Genomic DNA, 21,919 nt, shown 5'->3' on the forward strand with positions numbered 1-21,919 from the left:
ACTTCCACTCCTTCTGCCTGTTAAAGCTGAAACAATTCATCTAGTTTATTTTTCTGTAACTTAGATCCGATTACACATAAACGTCCTGTATAATCTGCATCTCCCTTACGTACTTCATACTCTTGCGGTACCATGTCAAAATATATCCAACTATTTGCATCACTTTGTACAATGCCTTTCGCTCTTAAAATAGTACCTAGCTCATCTGAGTTACTTAAAGTCTTTAAGATACCAATTATTTCCTCTTCTTTATATTTGCGAGGTGTCTCTTTTCCCCAACTCGTAAAAATTTCATCCGCTTTATGATGATCATGACAGCCGCAGTTATTCTCCTGATGTACATCCTCCTTATGCTCATGGTGGCTGCAACACTCGTGTTCATGTTCTTCTTCGTGATTATGATTACAACTTGAAGAAACTTCTTCAAGTAATTCCTGCTCTAATGAACGATTCATCTCCATTGCTTCCAAGATCTTTATACCACTGATCTGATCCCACGGAGTTGTCATGATCGTTGCATTCTGATTATGCTCTTTTATTAAATTTACGCTCTCTTCCAGACGTTCTTCTTTCATCTTTTGAGTCCTGCTCATAATAATCGAATCGGCCTGTTCGATTTGATTATTATAAAATTCCCCAAAATTTTTCATATACATTTTTACCTTTGTTCCATCTACAACAGTTACCATACTATTTAATTTAATGTCATTCGTTTCTTTCACTTTCATAACTACTTTTGCAATATCTGTAAGTTTCCCTACCCCTGATGGTTCAATAATGATTCGATCAGGATGAAACTGATCCAATACGTCTTGTAACGCTGTTCCAAAATCTCCTACTAATGTACAACAAATACATCCGGCATTTAATTCTGTGATTTGGATTCCGGCATCTTTTAAAAATCCTCCATCGACACCAACTTCACCAAACTCATTCTCAATTAATACAATTTTCTCTCCTTTAAAAGCCTCTTGAATTAATTTTTTAATTAATGTTGTTTTTCCTGCTCCTAAAAATCCTGAAATAATATCAACCTTAGTCATTCTATTCCTTCTTTCTTTTCAAAATTGTATAGAGGTCATGAAAATTTAAAAATTACACTTTTCAAACCAAATGTTTGTAGGTTACATAATTTTTTCCATTAAACCACTATATTATAACAGATTTGCCAAGAATTGTGAATTTTATTACTCCAAAAGCTATTGACATATTTTCTACTTATGTTTATAATAAATTTGTAACAAGCGTAATATCTTTGTAATAATTTTAAAATAAATATTAAAGGAGATTTTATGAATTATAATAAAAAAATTATTTTAAAAAATATTTTGGTAACATTATTCCTATGCCTGAGTATGATACTAATTTTTCCAATGAATACACAGGCAGCGAAAAAAAAGAGTTATAAAAGAGCAGCTGTTACTGTATCCGCTAGCAGATTAAAGAAAAAACCTTCCTCACGTTCCAAAACTATTTGTAAAATAAAACAATATAAATCATGTACGGTGCTTAGCAAAAATAAGAATGGCTGGTACAAAGTGAAATATGATAAAAAAACCGGATATGTTAAAAAAAATACTGTAATCGTTGGTAGTAAAGCAAAAAAACTTTTGAAAAAAATAAAAAAGAGTTCTTATCAGAAACTGGGAACTTTTAAAATTACTGCATATTGCTGGACAGGAAATCCTACAGCAAGCGGCGTTTATCCAAAATCAAATCATACAATAGCAGTTGATCCGAAAGTAATTCCATTAGGGACTAAAATTAAAATTAATGGAAAAACATATGTAGCAGAAGATACAGGAGTACGCAACAAATCAATTGATATATATATGTCTTCTCGTATTTCTGCGATTTATTGGGGTGTTAAATACTTACCCGTATATAAAGTAGTTAAACCAAATATCGATATCATGTTATAAGTAATCAGTAGAAAAGAGTATCGTCCTCAGGCGGTACTCTTTTTCCTTGAAAAATGCAAAAAAATACTGTCTCATTCAAAAATGTGACAGTATTTTATCCTTTAATTAATATGCTAACTTTTCCGCAAAATAAGCTTTTAAATCCTCAATCTTCACTCTTTCCTGTTCCATAGAATCTCTATCTCTGACTGTAACTGCATTATCTTCTTCTGAATCAAAATCATAAGTAACACAGAATGGTGTTCCGATTTCATCTTGTCTTCTGTAACGTTTTCCTATATTTCCTCTATCATCAAATTCACAATTATATTCTTTGGATAATTCATTAAATATTTTTTCTGCACCTTCATTAAGCTTTTTAGATAATGGAAGTACTCCAATTTTTACCGGAGCTAATGCAGGATGGAAATGAAGAACAGTACGGACATCACCGCCTTCTAATTCTTCTTCATCATAGGCTCCACAAAGGAAAGCTAAAACTACACGATCGGCTCCTAAAGAAGGTTCAATAACGTAAGGAACATATTTCTCTTTTTTAACATCATCAAAATAAGACATATCTTCACCAGATGTATTTTGATGCTGCGTCAAATCATAATCTGTTCTATCAGCTATACCCCACAACTCTCCCCAGCCAAATGGGAATAAAAATTCAATATCGGTTGTAGCTTTACTATAAAAAGACAATTCCTCTGCATCATGATCACGAACTCTCATTTCTTCTTCTTTCATTCCAAGTTCTTTTAACCAATTGATACAAAACTCTTTCCAGTACGCAAACCACTCTAAATCTGTATCTGGTTCACAGAAAAACTCTAATTCCATTTGCTCGAACTCTCTTGTACGGAAAGTAAAATTCCCAGGAGTTATTTCATTTCTAAATGATTTTCCAATTTGACCAATCCCAAATGGTATTTTCTTTCTTGAAGTTCTTTGCACATTTTTAAAGTTTACAAAGATACCCTGCGCAGTTTCAGGTCTTAGATAAACTGTATTCTTGGCATCTTCTGTAACCCCTTGAAAAGTTTTGAACATCAAATTAAATTGGCGGATATCGGTAAAATTATGCTTTCCACATGTTGGACAGCTTATATTATGTTCCTCTATGTAACTTTTCATTTGTTCTTGTGTCCATCCATCGATAGAACTTTCTAATTCAAAATTATTTTCTGCAGCATAATCTTCGATAATCTTATCAGCCCGGAATCTTTCATGACATTCTTTACAATCCATAAGTGGATCTGAAAATCCTCCTAAATGTCCTGAAGCCACCCATGTCTGAGGATTCATTAAAATGGCACAATCCACACCCACGTTGTAAGGATTTTCCATAATAAATTTTTTCCACCAAGCTTTTTTTACATTATTTTTCAACTCTACTCCAAGGTTTCCATAATCCCATGTATTTGCTAAACCGCCATATATTTCAGAACCCGGATATACAAATCCTCTTGCTTTCGCTAATGCAACTACTTTTTCCATTGTCTTTTCCATTTCAATTCCTCACAATCTTTATTTGTAAATAATATATGTAAGCATTTTTTCTTCATCTGGCTCCTCATTGGAATCTTTCACTTTTTTGATGCTTACTACATCTTTGGCTTTTATTTTTGCATGTATACTGCCTACAAATATAATATCTCCTGATGTCTTAATATCACCGATCTCTTCTGTAATAATTACTTTTAATTTTTCATCTTCTTTGATTTGCTCTGTATTTACAGCTTCCCCAATTTCTCCGTTCACCACTTCCAAAAATTCTTTATCGAATGCATAACCAGCTTCTAGTGCTTTTTTAATCGTCCCAGCAAAAAAATTTATATGATTAAATTCTTTATAATCTTTAGCTGTTTCATACTGAATCTCCACTTTCGCCTTTTTTTCTTTTACTTTAAATGATTTTAATTTTACTGTATTTTTTCCAGCCGAATTTTCATAATCATTTATTTGATCTTTAATATAATTCTCTAATTCTTTTTTATCGTAATATTTTTTGTCAAAGGTTTCTACAAGCGTGCCTATTATGGTCCCATCATTTTTAACAAAAACAGTATTTGTATCCGGTCCGGAAAAAAGGCCACAAGAAGAGAGCGCAAAAACAAATAGTATGCATAACATACTTGAGATAATTTTCCTCATACATTCTTCCTCCTAATATTATTAACCTAATTCATTATACCTTTGTCTTTTTAGTTTTTCAACTAATAAATGGAGATTCTTTTTGTATGAGCTCTAATGATTTAAAAGTTTTATCGACATACTTTTTACAAAATTGATTCATTATTTCCTCTAATTGCGTCAATACCCCATCTGAGACAGTAAATGTATATAAAGATTCGATTTTCGTTGTAATAATAAATTGCATTGTATAAAAAGTCGATTTATCTACCTTTATGTAATCTTTTATCTCTTTTATGCAGTCATTACATATTCTTCCGCCCCTCTCGCTGCTAAACCCATCTAATTGCTCTTTATTTCCACAATTTACACATTGAAAAACTTCAGGATATTCTCCTTGAATCACTAATGCTTTCAGTTCAAAAATTCTCCTGACCAGAGCATTTTTCACATTTTGATTTGTTAATGCCCTTAAAGATTGATATAGTAATTTGAGCATTTCAATTTCATTATTCCCTTCTCTTCCGTAATAATCTGCATACTCTAAAAAATAAAACCCATAGTAAGCACTGTCAATATCCTTTAATAAATCTAAAAAATAGTTAGATATTTCAGATTTCATTACATTATATGAAGTTCTACCCTCATATAATTCAAATTCACCAAATGCAAAAGGATTCATAGACGCCAAAAGCTGACTATTCTGTCTACGTGCTCCTTTTGCAAATGCTGTAATTTTACCTCTTTCTTTTGTTAATAATACAACTCTCTTATCATAGTCCCCGATTGGAATCGCTGATAGTACCATTCCGGTCACAACTATAGGTTGTCCCATAACTTACATCGCCTCGTTGAGATTTATTTCTCTCTTTTTCATTTTCTTTAAAGCTTAGATAATCAAACACTTTTCCAGTGGTCACAAATTGCTTCCAGTATTCGTCCTTTTGCATAATGAATCCCCCTTGCACTTTGACTTGCTGTTATCTTTTTTCATCTTTTCCTATGCAATTAGGTTATCCGATATTAGAGGAGCTATACTGAATAATATTTTCCATATCTTAAATGTCCTTTTGATTGTAACCAAAATTTTTAATTAAAAAATCACTGTCTCTCCAATCTTTCTTCACCTTGACCCAAAGCTGTAGATTCACTTGAGTATCTAGCATACGTTCTATTTCATAACGAGCATTACTGCCTATTTTTTTCAGCATTGCTCCGCCTTTTCCAATAATAATTCCTTTATGAGATTCTCTTTCGCAGACTATTGTAGCCTCAATATCCGTTATTTTAGCCCTGCTCCGTTTTTTCATCTTATCCACAGATACAGCTATACCGTGAGGAATTTCTTCATCTAATGCATGTAATGCTTTTTCACGGACAATTTCTGCTACAATCTGTCTCTCAGGCTGATCCGTAATGGTATCTTCATCAAAAAACTGCGGTCCATAAGGTAAATATTTAAATATCATATCAATAACTACACTCGTATTCTCTTTTCTTAAGGCAGAAATCGGAATAATCTCTTGAAAATCAAGGACTTTTCTATAGGTATCAATAAATTCTAAAATCTCATCTTTTTTCACCGTATCTATTTTATTAATAATTAATATAACCGGTGTATTTACTTTCTTAAGCATTTCAATAATATGCTTTTCTCCCGCTCCAATAAAAGTAGATGGCTCTACTAACCACAAAATCACATCAACTTCATTCAAAGTCCTCTCGGCAGTATTGACCATATATTCTCCAAGTCTATTCTTCGCTTTATGGATACCGGGAGTATCTACAAATACGATTTGTCCCTGCTCACTAGTATAGACGGTTTGTATTCTGTTCCTGGTCGTTTGAGGCTTTTTTGATGTAATAGCTATCTTTTGTCCAATCAGCGTATTCATTAATGTAGATTTTCCTACATTAGGCCTACCAATTAATGTAACAAAGCCTGATTTAAAATTTGAATTCATATGTTCTCCTTTTGTACGTGCTAATTCTAATAATTCACTTTTGAGTAATCAATATCTTTATTACTTCCTTTAAATTTATGAATAATATATAATACAAGTATCATTAGTATAATTGATATAAGTAATGAAACATATGGATTAAATAAAAGTCCGGACAATAAAAATCCAACCAGACAACAGCCCGCTACAACTGTCGCATAAACTATTTGTGTAGATACATGGTCTATGTGGTTACATCCGGCCCCTGTTGAAGACAGAATCGTAGTATCTGATATCGGTGAAATATGATCACCATATACCGCTCCTGCTAAAATTGCCCCCAATACCGGATATAACAAATCAGCTGTATTTGATGTTGAAGTAATAGCAGCTCCAATAGGAATCAGTATTGCCATCGTTCCCCAAGATGTTCCTGTTGCAAATCCCAAAAATCCTGCAACAATAAATATAAATGCAGGAAGAATAAATACAGGAAAAGAAAATTCGTTAACTAAATTTCCAAGAAAGCCTCCTGTATTTAAATAATCCTTACTGCAGATACCACTGATCGTCCATGCCAAAATCAAAATAGTAAAAGCCGGAACCATCGATTTAATACCTTCTGTTATCCCTTCCATAAAATCAGTAAAACTTATGATTTTTCGAGGAATAAATAATATGAAGGTAATAATTAGTGCAATGAAACTACCCAGAACCAACGATAAAGGCGCATCACAATTCCCAAAAGAGTCTGAAATGGAACACTTACCAGTGAACCCTCCTCCTGTATAAATCATAGCCAGAATTGTAGCAATAATTAATGTAACAATTGGAATAACTAAATCATATACTTTTCCTTTCGTTCCATTATTTGAACTACTATATTCCTCTTCAGCCTGCTCTTTATTTGAAAAAACATCCCCATTTTCAATCGCATTTTTTTCAAATTTTTTCATAGGACCAAAGTTTAACTTTGTAACACAAACAATAATTATCATAACAATTGTCAAAATTGCATACAAATTATACGGTATAGTAGTAATAAAAGCTATCATTCCATTTTTACATCCTGATTGCTGCATATAAGTAGCAACCGATGCTCCCCAGCTTGAAATTGGTGCAATAATACAAACCGGGGCTGCGGTCGCGTCTAAAAGATAAGCTAATTTGGCCCTTGAAATCCGATGTTTATCAGTCACTGGTCTCATAACAGTTCCAACTGTTAAACAATTGAAGTAATCATCAATAAAAATCAAACACCCTAGAACTATTGTTGCCAACGATGCCCCTCTTCTTGTTGTGATTCTCTTAACTGCCCAATCACCATATGCCGCTGAGCCTCCAGCTTTTGTTACAACAATTACGATTGCTCCCAATAATCCTAAAAATATCAAGATATAAGCATTACCACCTATCTTTTCTCCCATAACTTGACATGTTATCGTTATCATTTCTATGATATTTCCTTTTGAATAAATCAACGCCCCTGCTAATATGCCAACAATTAAAGAAGATATCACTTCTTTATTGACTAATGCCAATACAATCGCCACTAAAGGGGGAATTATACTAAGTAACCCAAAATTTGGTAATTCTAAAACTTCCATTTTTCTCTCTCTTTCGTTTTTATTATCTTTTATTATGTGGTATACAAGTTTTCTAACTTCTGGAATAAAGATTTTTGTTCCTCTAGTTTTTCTTCATTTCCTATCACACACAAATTATTTTGTTCAATTACAGTTTTTACGATATCCGTAAGTTTTCTAATATCTTCCTGCGTTGTGCCAAGTATTTCATCTCTTTCTTTTTGAATATCTTCATAAGTAATATTGTTTAAGTAGGATGATAAAGAACGACTTCCTTGTGCTGCCGGATTAAGTGGATTATCCAAATCACTAACCGTTCCGATAATATATTTTAACATATCTCTTTCTCCAACTTGAAAATTCTTTAAATATTCCGGTGTATTTAAAAAGGTTTCAATCGTCTTTTCGAGATTCGGATCTCTATAGGAAGCAAAATAACTGTCTCCTGCCTTGGTAAAACCACTCATACATCCATAAGCTCCACCCTTTACTCTGACATTCATCCATAAATAATCATAACTTAATATAATTTTTAATACTTTCATGACACCAGTATAAGAAAAACCTGCTTGTATAAAATTTCCTGCCATAGAAACATATTGTACTTTCGAAGATGCTTTAAAACCTTCATTTTCTTGCTTGCAGAGTAATTCAAATGGTTTTTTATCATCACATGGTTCATACAATTCATCTTTTAAACTTTTTACTTCAGCCTCAAATGGTTTGAATCCTTCTTCTTCAGCCGTAAAACTAATCAATAAATTATCAGGCGTGAAAAGTTGTTTTACCAGACCTTTTAATTTAGAAATAAGAATTTCTTTCTTTGCTTCAAAATCATTCTCAATGGATTCAATGACACGATAAAAGGCCACACCACTAGTCATATCATTCAGCAATGCTGTTTTTGAAAAATAAGACATCGCTCTTACAGAAGCAATTGAATGACCTGAAGTATTCATACTCATTTGTAATCTTGATTTCAACTGTGCTACTATTTCATATAGTCGTTTTTCATCCTCTAATTTAGAAGTAAATATAACCTCTTTCAGCATTTTGAAAGCAACATCCAATTTTTCATAAAACGCTTTCACTTTGACTTCAAGCCTGAATTCAAAATCTCCTAAATCCTTCACATTCGTAAATGTTCCGATACCAACAGAAAATCCTCCTGTATTCATATTTATTTCATTGGATAATTCCGCATATTCATAATTTTTCGTATCAACATATCCTAAAACAGATTTCAATATACCCAGATATGGGATATCTTCTTTAGAAATATTTCTGGCATCAAATAATAGTTTAATATACCCGATCCCATTTGTGGGAATATTATGATGCAATACCTTTATTCCATCTAAATCAACTTCATTATTTGAAAGTGGTAGTGCTTCTTTTCTTATATCTTTTAACTCTAATAATGGAATCTTTTCAAGATCTTCTTTTGAAGAAGGTTCATCTTGATATTCTCTTAAGTTTTTCGTATCTTCAATTAATTGATTGATTTCCTCTTTCGTTAAACTACTTTTATATTTCTCTAATTTAAGTTCCAACTCTTGTTCCATTTTTGCTGTTAGCCCTTTTTCCGGCTTAGCGATAACAACAGAGGCATGAGTATTATCAATTAAATACTCTTGTATCAACTTTTCAAAATAATCCGTTTCTAATTGGTTTTTTAGAAAATCAAATGTTTCTTTAGATTCTAAATGTAGAAATGGCTTCATCTCATCATAAAGCCAGCTGTCAAAACACTCTAAACCATAAATCAAGCCTTTCGGATAGTTCCCATAATCAGCTTCTCTATATTTAAACTCATAGTAATTAATTCCAGCCTTTAATGCATTACGATTAATTTTATTTTTTACTTGCGTTTTTAAAGTATCTTCAATAATACTTAAAAATCTATATTTATCAGTTAAGTTTGAATTTTTAGCTATAATTGAAAAAATAGGTTGATATACTCCATTATCGTAAGACCCCATAATATCTTTTCCAATTTTGGCGTCTAATAATGCTTTCTTTAATGGTGCACCTGGGGCTGTTAATAAAGCGTATTCCAATATCTGGAACGCAAGATAAAGTTTCTTATCTAAACTGGTTCCAATAACTTTATTAAAGGAAAGATAGGTATTGTCTTCTTCTGATTCTGTACTTGTTATTGAATATAATTTTTGTGTCTCACTTGTTTTCTCAAATGGCTTTTGTAATTTGATTTCTGAATCTACAACTGCAATATCATATTCGCTTAAATATTCTTGATCCAACCACTTTAATTTTTCTTCTATATCCATATTTCCATATAAATAAATATAACTATTGGTTGGATGATAGTATTTTTTGTGAAAATCCAAAAATTGTTCATAAGTCAATTCTGGTATTACTTCCGGGTCTCCACCTGATTCTACTGCATAAGATGTATCCGGGAACAGTGAATTTAATATTTCTCTTTCTAATACTCCTTCCGGAGAAGAAAAAGCACCTTTCATTTCATTGTACACGACTCCTGAAATTTTTAGAGGATCTTTTTCAGATTCTAACTCATAATGCCAGCCTTCTTGTTGAAATATCTCTTCTTTTTTATAGATATTCGGATAAAACACTGCATCCATATAGACACTTATTAAATTCTGGAAATCTTTATCATTACAACTTGCTACAGGATAAACTGTTTTGTCCGGATACGTCATCGCATTTAAAAATGTATTTAAAGAGCCCTTCGCTAATTCAACAAAAGGATCTTTTAATGGAAATTTTTTAGAACCACACAAAACAGAATGTTCTAAAATATGCGCTACTCCTGTGCTATCTTCTGGCGGAGTTCGAAATCCAATATAAAACACTTTATTAATGTCATCATTGGATATGATTGTTACTCTTGCTCCACTTTTATTATGTTTTAATAAATATCCCTTTGAATTAATTTCGTGAATCGTTTTTTCTTCAAGTAATTGATATTCTTTTACTTTTTTGATATCCATATAATCCCTCCTTAATACAAATAGCTTCATAATTTACCATCACACTATTGTATCCTTATTTTTACATAATCATACCGCTTATTATATCATTGAATCTTTAAATAAGAAAGAGGTTCTTGTGCATTATGCAAAGAACCTCTCTACTTTTTTTATTTTATTCACGTAGCATTCACCACTTATAGACCTTTTTTTCCTTGAATTTGTTCTTTTTTGCATATAAAAATCCTCTTAGATATATTACCTGCGTTCATCTTCAATCGGTACTCTGGGAAGATTCCACTTGAAATAAGTAGCCATCAATCTCAATAAAATTACAATCGAAATTCCAATAAACATCGCAAATATCGGATTCAAATCCAGAATATACATATAATAATACAAAAAAGCTCCAACAAATCCGGCAATAGCATACACATGCTTTCGAAAAATATGGGGTATATGACCAATAAACAAATCTCTCAATATTCCACCACCAACACCCGTAATCACTCCAACTGTAACTACTAAAAATCCATTTTTTCCAAAACCGGCATGTATTGCTGTATCTGCACCAACTACTACGAATGTTCCAAGACCTACTGCGTCCATTATATTAATGATTTGATATGTTATCAATCGGATTCTATCTGAATTTTTTCTTATATAAACTTTAATAAAAAACACCAAAATCGCTGTCAAAAATGCAACGAATACATAAATTGGATTTCGGAACATATAGGGAGGAACAGCTCCTAAAAGTAAATCTCTCATCACTCCTCCTCCTACTGCAGGAGTAATTCCAAGAAAAATAATTCCAAATAAATCTAATTTCTTTTCAATTGCTAACAATGCGCCTGAAACTGCAAATGCAATAACCCCTAAAATCTCTGCTGAAAAAATAATGGCAGCACTTACTTCCATTCCATGACCTCCTTAAAAAATTAGCCAACATCAATTTAGGATAGCCCCGTATTGATGTTGGCTAATAATCATCTTATTAACAATCTAATTTTTATTATTCACCATATAATGTTACAAGTTTTTGTAAATATTCATAACGTTGTTTTGCATTTTTCTCAGATTTTGCAAATAATTCTTTTGCTCTTTCCGGATTGAAACGCGCAAGTGCGTTATAACGAACTTCACCATTAATAAACTCTTGGAAATCTTTTGTAGGCGCTTTGCTGTCTAATGTGAATGCAGCTTTACCTTCAACCGCTAAAGCTGGATTATATCTAAACATATGCCAGTAACCTGATTCAACAGCATTCTTTTCTTCTGTTTGAGCTTTTGACATACCAGCTTTAATACCATGGTTAATACATGGAGCATATGCGATGATTAATGATGGTCCCGGATATGCTTCTGCTTCAGCAATCGCTTTTACTGTTTGATTGTAATCTGCACCCATAGCAATTTGAGCTACATATACATAACCATAACTCATAGCAATGCTAGCCAAATCTTTTTTCTTTACTTCTTTTCCACCTGCTGCAAATTGAGCAATAGCACCAACCGGAGTAGCTTTTGAAGATTGTCCACCGGTATTAGAATATACTTCAGTATCAAATACCATAATATTGATATCTTCACCACTTGCTAATACGTGGTCAACACCACCGAATCCGATGTCGTAAGCCCATCCGTCTCCACCAAAGATCCATTGTGATTTTTTAGCCAAGAAATCTTTATCTTTAACAATATCTTTTCCTTCTTCGCATCCACAAGCTTCAATTGCTTTTACAAGTTTATCTGTAGCTGCTGAATTTTCAGCTCCTATATCAAATGTATCTAAATATTCATTCGCTGCAGCTTTCACATCTTCTCCTGCAGTTTTGGATAATTCTTCTACTTTACTTTTTAATGAATGTCTTAATGCCTTTTGCGCTAAATACATTCCATAACCAAATTCAGCCGCATCTTCAAATAAGGAGTTAGACCAAGCCGGACCTTTTCCTTCTGAAGTTACTGTATATGGTGTAGATGGTGAAGAGTTACCCCAAATAGAAGAACATCCTGTTGCATTTGCAATGTACATTCTATCTCCAAATAATTGTGTAATCAATTTTGCATATGGAGTTTCACCACAACCTGCACAAGCTCCTGAGAACTCAAGTAATGGTTGTTTAAATTGGCTTCCTTTTACAGTTGTAGCTTTAAATTTATCGATTACTTCTCCTTTTTCAGGAAGTTCTAATCCAAAGTCAAAATATTCTTGTGACTTAACATTCTCTTCCATGTTTTTCATAACAAGAGCTTTTTCACCCTTTTTACCTGGACAAACATTCGCACAAGAACCACATCCGGTACAATCAAGAGCAGAAACAGAAATTGCGAACTGAAGTCCCGCCATACCGGTCATAGGAAGTTTGTTCATTCCTTCCGGAGCCTTTGCTGCTTCTTCTTCTGTCATTACAGCTGGACGAATTACTGCATGTGGACATACATAAGAACAGAAATTACATTGAATACAGTTTTCTGGCACCCAAACAGGAATATCAACAGCAATACCACGTTTTTCAAATGCAGAAGATCCTGATGGTGTAGAACCATCTACATAATCTTTAAATGCTGATACTGGAAGTTTGTCACCTTCTTGTGCATTGATTGGAATTTGAATTTTATTAACAAACTCAACAACATCTTGTTTCTTTCCTGCAGCAGTTCTGCCTAAGTCCTGATCACCTGAATTTTTCCAGCTTTCCGGAACTTTAATCTCAACAATATCTTCTGCTCCACGATCAATCGCATCATAGTTCATTTGTACTATCTTGTCACCTTTTTTACCATAAGATGCTTTTGCAGCTGCTTTCATCAATTCATTTGCTTTATCAGCAGGAATAATGTTTGCAAGTTTAAAGAATGCTGATTGAAGTACTGTATTGATACGTCCTCCAAGTCCAATTTCTTTACCGATCTTGATACCATCAATCGTGTAGAACTTAATGTTATGTTCTGCAATGTATCGCTTCATTTGTCCTGGAAGATGTTTTTCTAGACCTTCCATATCCCAAGAACAGTTCAAAAGGAAAGTTCCTCCATCAACAAGTTCTTGAACCATGTTATATTTATCAACATAGGATGGATTATGGCAAGCAACAAAATTTGCTTTTGAAATCAAATATGTGGAACGAATTGGATCTTTTCCAAAACGTAAATGGGAAATTGTTACACCACCGGATTTCTTTGAATCATATGAAAAATATGCTTGCGCATACATATCTGTATTATCACCAATAATTTTAATAGAGTTCTTATTCGCTCCTACCGTACCGTCAGCTCCAAGTCCCCAGAATTTACAGTTGATTGTTGCTTCTGGTGTTGTTACTGGATTTTCTGTGATTTCTAAAGAAAGATTTGTAACATCGTCATTGATACCTACTGTAAATACTTTTTTAGAATTATTATTAAATACAGAAATAATTGCTCCAGGAGTCGTATCTTTTGATCCTAGACCATAACGACCTGTGAAAACTGGAATTTGATCAAATTTTGTACCTTTTAACGCTGTCACAACATCTAAGTATAATGGCTCGCCTAAAGCACCTGGTTCTTTTGTTCTATCTAATACTGAGATTTGTTTTACAGAATCCGGTATTGCTTCAACTAATGCTTCAGCTGAAAATGGTCTGTATAAACGAACTTTTACAACACCAACTTTTCTGCCAGCCTTCAATAAGTAATCAATCGTTTCATCAATTGTATCACATACAGAACCCATCGCTACGATAATATGCTCTGCATCCGGTGCACCATAATAATTAAATAACTTATAGTTTGTACCAATTTTAGCATTCACTTTATCCATGTATTCCTGAACAAGACCTGGTAATGCTTCATAATATGGATTACAAGCTTCTCTTGCCTGGAAGAAAATATCAGGGTTTTGAGCAGAACCCATTAATCTTGGATGATTTGGATTTAATGCTTTTTTACGGAATTCATTAATGGCATCCATATCTACCATTTCTTTTAAATCTTCATAATCCCAAGCTTCAATTTTTTGTACTTCATGAGATGTTCTAAATCCATCAAAGAAGTTGATAAAAGGAACTCTTCCTTTAATTGCTGCACAATGTGCAACAGGTGTTAAATCCATAACTTCCTGAACACTTGACTCACAAAGCATAGCAGCACCAGTCTGTCGGCATGCATAAACATCAGAATGATCTCCAAAAATACTCAACGCATGACTTGCAATCGCACGTGCAGATACGTTAAATACACCTGGAAGTTGTTCACCTGCAACTTTATATAAGTTTGGAATCATAAGAAGTAAACCTTGTGATGCTGTAAAAGTTGTGGTTAAAGCTCCCGCTGCCAAAGAACCATGAACCGTACCTGCCGCACCTGCTTCTGACTGCATTTCGGTTACTTGTACTTGTTGTCCAAAGATATTCTCTCTTCCTTGCGTCGCCCATTCATCTGTTGCTTCAGCCATAACAGATGATGGAGTAATTGGATAGATTGCCGCAACATCAGTAAATGCATAAGATGCATGTGCTGCTGCATGGTTTCCATCCATGGTTTTCATTTTTCTTGCCATACTTTAATTCCTCCTTAAAAATAGTTAAAATAGCACAAAATTGAACCTATAAAATAACATTATTTTATCTAAGCTATTTATTTGCCTTAATATTATAATATAACATCTTGAGAAAAGGTCAAGTTAATATCTCTATTTTTTTACTTTGTTCACATTTTTATACACGAAAAGCTTCTATATTTACCTATTGCAAAATATTTATTTTTCTGTAAAATATAAAAGTGATATAAAATAACAAATCTACATTTAATAAAGAAAGGTATAAAAGATGATAAGTACAAGTAATATTACATTACGAATTGGAAAAAAAGCTTTATTTGAAGAAGTAAATATAAAATTTACCGAAGGTAACTGTTATGGATTAATAGGTGCGAACGGAGCTGGCAAATCTACCTTTTTAAAAATACTCTCCGGACAACTCGAACCAACCAACGGTGAAGTAATTATTACGCCCGGACAACGTTTGTCTTTTTTGCAGCAGGACCATTTTAAATATGATGAGTTTCCAGTATTAGATACTGTTATTATGGGGAATGCACGTCTTTATGAAATTATGAAAGAAAAAGATGCGATCTATGCAAAAGAAGATTTTTCTGACGAAGATGGAATCCGTGCCAGTGAATTAGAAGGCGAATTTGCTGATATGAATGGATGGGAAGCTGAATCTGATGCAGCAATGCTCTTAAATGGATTAGGAATAGACACCAGCTTACATTATTCTATCATGAAAGAATTAAATGGTAATGAAAAAGTAAAAGTGTTATTGGCTCAGGCACTATTTGGAAATCCGGATATCCTTCTGCTTGATGAACCTACTAACCATTTAGATTTAGATGCTATTTCATGGCTGGAAGAGTTTTTAATTAATTTTGAAAATACTGTTATCGTAGTATCCCATGACCGTTATTTCTTAAATAAAGTATGTACACATATTGCCGATATTGATTATGCAAAAATCCAGTTATATGCCGGTAACTATGATTTCTGGTACGAATCCAGTCAATTATTAATCAAACAGATGAAGGAAGCGAATAAAAAGAAAGAAGAAAAAATCAAAGAATTACAAGATTTTATATCCCGATTCAGTGCAAACGCTTCTAAATCTAAACAGGCAACTTCCAGAAAACGTGCTCTGGAAAAAATTGAATTAGACGAAATCAAACCCTCAAGCCGTAAATATCCATACATCGATTTCCGTCCTGCCAGAGAAATCGGAAATGAAGTACTGACTGTTGAAAATCTTTCTAAGACAATTGATGGTGTAAAAGTATTAGATAACCTATCCTTTATTATAGGGCATGACGATAAAGTTGCTTTTGTAGGTGGAAATGAACTTGCTAAAACTACTCTTTTTCAAATTCTTGCAGGTGAAATGGAACCCGATGAAGGCTCATATAAATGGGGAATAACAACTTCTCAATCTTATTTCCCAAAAGATAACACTGAAATTTTTGACACCGACTTAATTATTGTAGATTGGCTGACTCAGTTCTCTGAAATTAAAGATGCAACTTATGTAAGAGGTTTCTTGGGAAGAATGCTGTTTGCCGGAGAAGACGGAGTTAAGAAAATGCGAGTACTTTCCGGTGGTGAGAAGGTTCGTGTACTGTTGTCTAAAATGATGATATCCGGATCCAATGTATTAATTTTGGATGAACCTACCAATCACTTAGATATGGAATCAATTACAGCTCTTAACAATGGTCTGATAAAATTCTCTGGAGTTGTCTTATTCGCTTCACATGATCATCAGTTTGTTCAGACTACTTCAAATCGTATTATGGAAATACTTCCAAACGGTTCTATGATTGATAAAATCACTTCTTATGATGAGTATCTTGAAAGTGACGAAACTGCCAGAAAACGTCAGGTTTTCACAATGGATGAACAGGACGATGACAATTAATATTAATTAAAATCAGATACAGATCGCCACATAATGATTCGATAGTCACTATGTGGCGATATACATTTACTACTAAATTATTTCATTAGTTTTTGAATCGTATTACATAATTCATCCACAACTTCATGATTACCTGACTTAATATCCTCTACAACACAACTTTTAATATGATTTGCTAAAAGATTTTTATTGAACGAATTAAGTGCAGCTTGAATTGCAGAAACCTGTGTCAAAATATCAACACAATACCGTTCCTCTTCCACCATATTTTTGACTCCTCTGACTTGTCCTTCGATTCGATTCAAACGAGTAATTAAATCTTTCATTTCTATTTCATCTCTATGCTTTCTTTTGATTTTATCCTTTTGAACACAATTATTACATGTTTCAACCAAATTATGATTCCTCACTTTCCTGTTTTTATCCTTCTCATTCTTAAATCATGTTCTATTGTAATCAATTTATGCAACAAATTCAACCTTTCATTATCTATATTTTAAGTGTATCATAACGATATTGATTGACATCTTTTAACACTTTATATAAAATAGTATATATCTTTACTAAAAAACTGTTTTTTAGTATTTTTTAATCTCTAATTAAGGAGTGTACTCAATATGTATAAGGAAAAATTGAGAGTTCAAGATTTATCAGAAGGAATGATACTGTTTAGTGATGTTTGTACACAAAGCGGACAACTTATTATGAATAGTGGGACGATTTTGAGTCATTATTTAATAGAAAAACTTAATCAATATCAAATAGATTCCGTTTTTGTAGAGGTACCGGAAAGACCAGACCACATTACTTCAAATCCAATAAAAATAGGCATGGAACCCACATCTTATCTAGAAAGAGTAAAAGAAAGTCAAGAATTTGCTGAATTCCATAAAGTGTATTTTAACCACATGAAAAACTTTGAAATGCAATTGAATGACATTGTAAATTCCTCTTCTACGTCTATTGATATTGATGCATTATTAACCACTCCTATTACTTTGGTAAATAGTATAGATACTACTTTTGGTATATTTGATTTGTTGCTTAATATACGTCATTTGGATGATTCCACTTATGCTCATTCTTTAAATGTTTCTATCATTGCAAATATTGTTGGAAAATGGCTTCATTTATCAGAAAGAGACCTAAAAGTATTAACCTCTTGCGGATTATTACATGATATAGGTAAATTATTGATTCCACAGGAAATTCTTCAAAAACCCGGGAAGCTGACACCCGAAGAATTCGACTTAATAAAGCAACATACTACTTATGGATATGCCCTGTTAAAAGATAAAGAAATTGATCCCCGAATCAAAGCCAGTGCTCTATTACACCATGAAAAAGCAGATGGCTCCGGTTATCCATTAGGAAAAAAAAGAGAAAACCTTCCTTTCTTTTCTCAAATCATTACTATCGTAGATACCTATGAAGCTATGACCGCCAATCGTGTTTATCGTGAAGGCCTTTGCCCCTTCAAAGTAATTAAATTATATGAAGAAGAGGGCTTTTCAAAATACAACGTTCAGATATTAATGACCTTTATAGAAAAATTAGTTCAAACCTATATCGGCTATACGGTTCGCTTAAATGATGGACGTATTGGAAAAATCGTTTTTATCAACCGTTTAGATCTTAGCCATCCTATTATTGAAAGTAATAGTACTTTTATAGATTTGGCCAAAGAAAGAAATTTAGAAATTGAGACATTATTATAAAATATCAATACGCTATCGAATTCTTAGATTACATGTAGGAATTCGATAGCGTATTTTTATCTCATTTATTCTCTATAATATTTTTTCTTAATAATGTTAAAGCCTTCACCACAGCCTGTTCACGTATCTTATCTCTATTTCCTTTAAATAAAAATTTATTAACCTCTACATTGCCTTTATAGTAACAAGCCTCATATACAAGTCCTACCGGTTTTTCTTGTGTCCCACCATCCGGACCTGCTATTCCTGTTATTGCAATACATACATCTGCATTTGCTGATTGAGCGCCACCAATAGCCATTTCTTTTGCACACTCTTCACTTACGGCACCTGCTACAGCTAATGTGGATTCAGAAACATTCACCAATCTTTTCTTAGCTTCATTTGAATATGTGATATAGCCTTCTTTATAACAATCTGATACGCCTGCCACATTTATAATTTTCCCTGCTAACAATCCGCCTGTACAGGATTCCACAGTGGTAACTGTAAGTTCTCTTTCTTTTAATAGCTCTACGACAGCTTCTTCTAAAGTAACTCTCTCTTCTGTGGTAAAAACAGCATCCTGAAATCTCTTCTTTAATTCTGTTACCACTGGAGCAACTAATTTCATAGCGTCTTCTTCATTTCGAGCTTTTGCTGTTATTCTTAGATGCACTTCCCCTGTTTTTGCATAAGGAGCAACGGTAGGATTCGTTTGTTCTTCTATTAGATCCATAATTTGGGTCTCAACATAACTTTCACCCAGACCACAAATTTTCACCATTTTAGAATAAATTAATTCCGGCTGCAATTTATTAAGATATGGTACAATATCTTCTTGAAACATAGGTATTAATTCATTTGGAGGACCAGGAAGTAGTATGATCCGCTTTCCGTTATCTTCCATTATGATGCCAGGTGCTGTTCCATTAAGGTTGTCTATTATGATTGCACCTTCCGGAACCATCGCCTGTTTCCAATTGTTTTCCGTAACCATATGATTCGGAATGACTTTTTGAAGATATTCTTGAATACGCTCTTTTGTATGTATATCTTGTACTAGGTTTTTGTTCATTACTTTTGCTGCCGTTTCTTTTGTCAAATCATCTTTAGTAGGACCTAAACCTCCTGATAATATTAGAATATCTGCCCTAGAAAGGGCTAATATAATTGCATCCTCTAACCGTTTTGGATTATCACCTACAGCACTTTGATGAAATTGGCTCAATCCAAGAACCGCACACTTTTCGGATAAATATGCAGCATTGGTATTTACAATATTCCCCAATAAAATTTCTGTTCCTACTGAAATCAATTCTACTATCATTGTTTTTCTCCTTATAAGTTGAACTCCTAAATATTTCCGTTAAATAATACACTTTTGTTTTTTGCTATATAGTCAATCAGTGAAAGTACTGTTAATACTAAAGAAGTATAAATTAATACAATTTCAACTGTTTCAAATATTGAATGATTTAAATTTAAAATCAGAACAATTATCATAAACATTTGAGACACAGTTTTAAACTTGCCCCAATAACTTGCTGCTATTACAATTCCATTATCAGAAGCTACGAGACGGAAACCGCTAATAATAAATTCTCGGCTGATAATAATTATTACAATCCAGGCCGGAAGTCTTCCAATTTCCACAAGACAAATCATTGCAGAACATACAAGCAGCTTGTCTGCTAATGGATCCATAAACTTTCCAAAGTTAGTAACTAAATTGTTTTTTCTTGCTATATATCCATCTAAAAAATCAGTAAAACTAGCAATACAAAATATCCCTAAAGCTATGAATTTACTTCCCTCTCCAGCTAAATTTGTAAGCATAAATAATACAAAAAATGGAATCATCACTACTCTTATCACAGTTAATTTATTTGGTAAATTCATTTATAATCTCTCCTATCAAATCATATTCTAATGCACCTGTAACTTTCACTCTTGCAAAATCACCTGTTACCAGTTCTTCCTCAGTGTTTACAAAAATATATCCATCAACATTTGGTGCATCCTTGTAAGTCCTGCCAACAAAAGCATTCTCATCGGCGACTTTACCTTCTACCATTACCCAAAGTTCTTTTCCTATCATTTCTTGGTCTTTTTCGAAGACGATTTCCTGCTGCAGCTGCATAATTTCATCCCGACGAGTTTCTTTGATATCCTCATTTATCTGACCATTCATTTCAACGGCTGGTGTATTTTCTTCTGCTGAGTAGGTAAATACTCCTAAACGATCAAATTCCATTTCATCAACAAACTCTACTAGTTCTTCATGTTGTTCATCCGTTTCACCTGGAAAACCCGATATTAAAGTAGTCCTAATGGAAATATCCGGAATTTCTTCTCTTAATTTCTTAACGATTTCTATTATTTGACTCTTATTCGTTTTTCTTCCCATTCGTTTTAAAACTTCATCATTTACATGTTGAATCGGCAAATCTAAATAATGACAGACTTTAGGCTCCGTTTTGATTGTCTGGATAAGCTCATCGGTTATTTCTTCGGGATAACAATATAAAATCCGAATCCATCGAATTCCTTTTACTTTTCCAAGTTCATGTAACAGTTTGGGCAATGTTTTTTCTCCGTATAGATCTATCCCATATAATGTTGTTTCCTGAGCTACTAAAATCAGTTCTTTCACTCCTTGTTCTGCGAGTTCCTCTGCTTGTAAAAGTAATTTTTCAATTGGTACACTCCGATATTTTCCCCGGATTTGCGGTATGATACAATACGTACAATGTTTATTACACCCTTCCGCTATCTTCATATAAGCGTAGTGTCCACCAGTTGTTATCTGACGCTTGCTATTTGGTATCATTGGAAAACCTTCCAACTCATTGAAAATACATGTTCCTTGTCCATTTAAAGCATTCTTAATTACTTCCGCAATTTTTTCATATGAATTCGTTCCTAAAATAGCATCAACCTCTTTTATCTCTTCTTGAATCTCTTTTTTATACCTCTGTGCCAGGCAGCCGGTCACAATTAATGCTTTACATCTTCCATATTTTTTATATTCAGCCATTTGTAATATTGTATTAACACTCTCTTCTTTTGCATCATTAATAAAACAACACGTATTAATTACAATAACTTCAGCCTGAGACTCATCATCTGTAAATGAAAATTTTTCTCTTGCTAATAATCCCAGCATTTCTTCTGTATCAACTAGATTTTTGTCACAACCTAGCGATATAAATAATAATTTCATAATTACCTCCACTGTTTT

Annotated in this window: 17 protein-coding genes; 3 read left to right on the forward strand and 14 right to left on the reverse strand. The window is 33.1% G+C overall.

Translation table 11 applies throughout. From position 1 onward, the window contains the following. Positions 1-20 precede the first annotated feature (20 nt). On the reverse strand, positions 21-1,043 hold the full coding sequence (locus DWV06_RS02345; protein ID WP_115480584.1) for a CobW family GTP-binding protein: 1,023 nt from the start codon (positions 1,041-1,043) through the stop codon (positions 21-23). Positions 1,044-1,292: 249 nt separating this feature from the next. Between DWV06_RS02345 and DWV06_RS02350 the strand changes: the two genes are divergently transcribed. After that, positions 1,293-1,922 (forward strand): 3D domain-containing protein, encoded by a 630-nt coding sequence (locus tag DWV06_RS02350; RefSeq protein ID WP_115480585.1) that lies wholly within the window; start codon positions 1,293-1,295, stop codon positions 1,920-1,922. 105 nt (positions 1,923-2,027) lie between these two features. Here DWV06_RS02350 and DWV06_RS02355 read toward each other — a convergent pair whose 3' ends face one another. The 9 genes from DWV06_RS02355 to nifJ all read right to left on the reverse strand — a co-directional run bounded on the left by DWV06_RS02355 (position 2,028) and on the right by nifJ (position 15,072). Then, positions 2,028-3,416, reverse strand: coding sequence for a glycine--tRNA ligase (locus DWV06_RS02355; RefSeq protein WP_115480586.1), 1,389 nt, complete (start codon positions 3,414-3,416; stop codon positions 2,028-2,030). 18 nt (positions 3,417-3,434) lie between these two features. After that, positions 3,435-4,061: an LptM family lipoprotein gene (locus DWV06_RS02360; RefSeq protein ID WP_115480587.1), complete on the reverse strand. Its 627-nt coding sequence runs from the start codon at positions 4,059-4,061 to the stop codon at positions 3,435-3,437. A gap of 58 nt (positions 4,062-4,119) precedes the next feature. After that, positions 4,120-4,875: a DNA repair protein RecO gene (gene recO / locus DWV06_RS02365; RefSeq protein ID WP_115480588.1), complete on the reverse strand. Its 756-nt coding sequence runs from the start codon at positions 4,873-4,875 to the stop codon at positions 4,120-4,122. Further along, on the reverse strand, positions 4,814-4,990 hold the full coding sequence (locus DWV06_RS18505; RefSeq protein WP_162300552.1) for a hypothetical protein: 177 nt from the start codon (positions 4,988-4,990) through the stop codon (positions 4,814-4,816). The genes recO and DWV06_RS18505 overlap by 62 nt, the downstream gene beginning before the upstream one ends. Positions 4,991-5,098: 108 nt before the next feature. Further along, positions 5,099-6,004, reverse strand: coding sequence for a GTPase Era (gene era, locus DWV06_RS02370; RefSeq protein ID WP_115480589.1), 906 nt, complete (start codon positions 6,002-6,004; stop codon positions 5,099-5,101). A gap of 26 nt (positions 6,005-6,030) precedes the next feature. After that, entirely contained in the window at positions 6,031-7,590 is a 1,560-nt protein-coding gene (locus DWV06_RS02375) for a Na+/H+ antiporter NhaC family protein (protein WP_115480590.1), read from the reverse strand. Between the two features lie 32 nt (positions 7,591-7,622). Further along, positions 7,623-10,547 carry an insulinase family protein gene (locus tag DWV06_RS02380; RefSeq protein WP_115480591.1) on the reverse strand — a complete coding sequence of 975 codons (2,925 nt, stop codon included), beginning with the start codon at positions 10,545-10,547 and terminating at the stop codon, positions 7,623-7,625. 237 nt (positions 10,548-10,784) lie between these two features. Further along, positions 10,785-11,447 (reverse strand): trimeric intracellular cation channel family protein, encoded by a 663-nt coding sequence (locus tag DWV06_RS02385; RefSeq protein WP_115480592.1) that lies wholly within the window; start codon positions 11,445-11,447, stop codon positions 10,785-10,787. A 94-nt stretch (positions 11,448-11,541) separates the two neighbouring features. Then, positions 11,542-15,072: a pyruvate:ferredoxin (flavodoxin) oxidoreductase gene (nifJ, locus tag DWV06_RS02390; protein ID WP_115480593.1), complete on the reverse strand. Its 3,531-nt coding sequence runs from the start codon at positions 15,070-15,072 to the stop codon at positions 11,542-11,544. A gap of 268 nt (positions 15,073-15,340) precedes the next feature. On the opposite strand from nifJ, the gene DWV06_RS02395 reads away from it, so the two are divergent. Further along, positions 15,341-16,978 carry an ABC-F family ATP-binding cassette domain-containing protein gene (locus tag DWV06_RS02395; RefSeq protein WP_115480594.1) on the forward strand — a complete coding sequence of 546 codons (1,638 nt, stop codon included), beginning with the start codon at positions 15,341-15,343 and terminating at the stop codon, positions 16,976-16,978. Positions 16,979-17,055: 77 nt separating this feature from the next. Here the strand turns inward: DWV06_RS02395 and DWV06_RS02400 are convergent, their stop codons facing one another. Then, on the reverse strand, positions 17,056-17,304 hold the full coding sequence (locus DWV06_RS02400; protein WP_115480629.1) for a metal-sensing transcriptional repressor: 249 nt from the start codon (positions 17,302-17,304) through the stop codon (positions 17,056-17,058). Between the two features lie 291 nt (positions 17,305-17,595). On the opposite strand from DWV06_RS02400, the gene DWV06_RS02405 reads away from it, so the two are divergent. Next, a complete protein-coding gene (locus tag DWV06_RS02405) occupies positions 17,596-18,696 on the forward strand; it encodes an HD-GYP domain-containing protein (protein WP_115480595.1) in 1,101 nt (366 codons plus the stop codon). A 61-nt stretch (positions 18,697-18,757) separates the two neighbouring features. Here the strand turns inward: DWV06_RS02405 and DWV06_RS02410 are convergent, their stop codons facing one another. Genes DWV06_RS02410 through rimO form a run of 3 tightly spaced genes read right to left on the reverse strand, consistent with a single transcriptional unit; the run spans position 18,758 to position 21,901 of the window. Further along, positions 18,758-20,005: a competence/damage-inducible protein A gene (locus tag DWV06_RS02410; protein ID WP_115480596.1), complete on the reverse strand. Its 1,248-nt coding sequence runs from the start codon at positions 20,003-20,005 to the stop codon at positions 18,758-18,760. Between the two features lie 26 nt (positions 20,006-20,031). After that, positions 20,032-20,577: a CDP-diacylglycerol--glycerol-3-phosphate 3-phosphatidyltransferase gene (gene pgsA, locus DWV06_RS02415; RefSeq protein WP_115480597.1), complete on the reverse strand. Its 546-nt coding sequence runs from the start codon at positions 20,575-20,577 to the stop codon at positions 20,032-20,034. Then, on the reverse strand, positions 20,561-21,901 hold the full coding sequence (gene rimO / locus DWV06_RS02420; RefSeq protein WP_115480598.1) for a 30S ribosomal protein S12 methylthiotransferase RimO: 1,341 nt from the start codon (positions 21,899-21,901) through the stop codon (positions 20,561-20,563). The genes pgsA and rimO overlap by 17 nt, the downstream gene beginning before the upstream one ends. Between the last annotated feature and the right edge of the window lie 18 nt (positions 21,902-21,919).

This window comes from Anaerosacchariphilus polymeriproducens, from assembly GCF_003363435.1.
GTDB lineage: Bacteria > Bacillota > Clostridia > Lachnospirales > Lachnospiraceae > Anaerosacchariphilus > Anaerosacchariphilus polymeriproducens.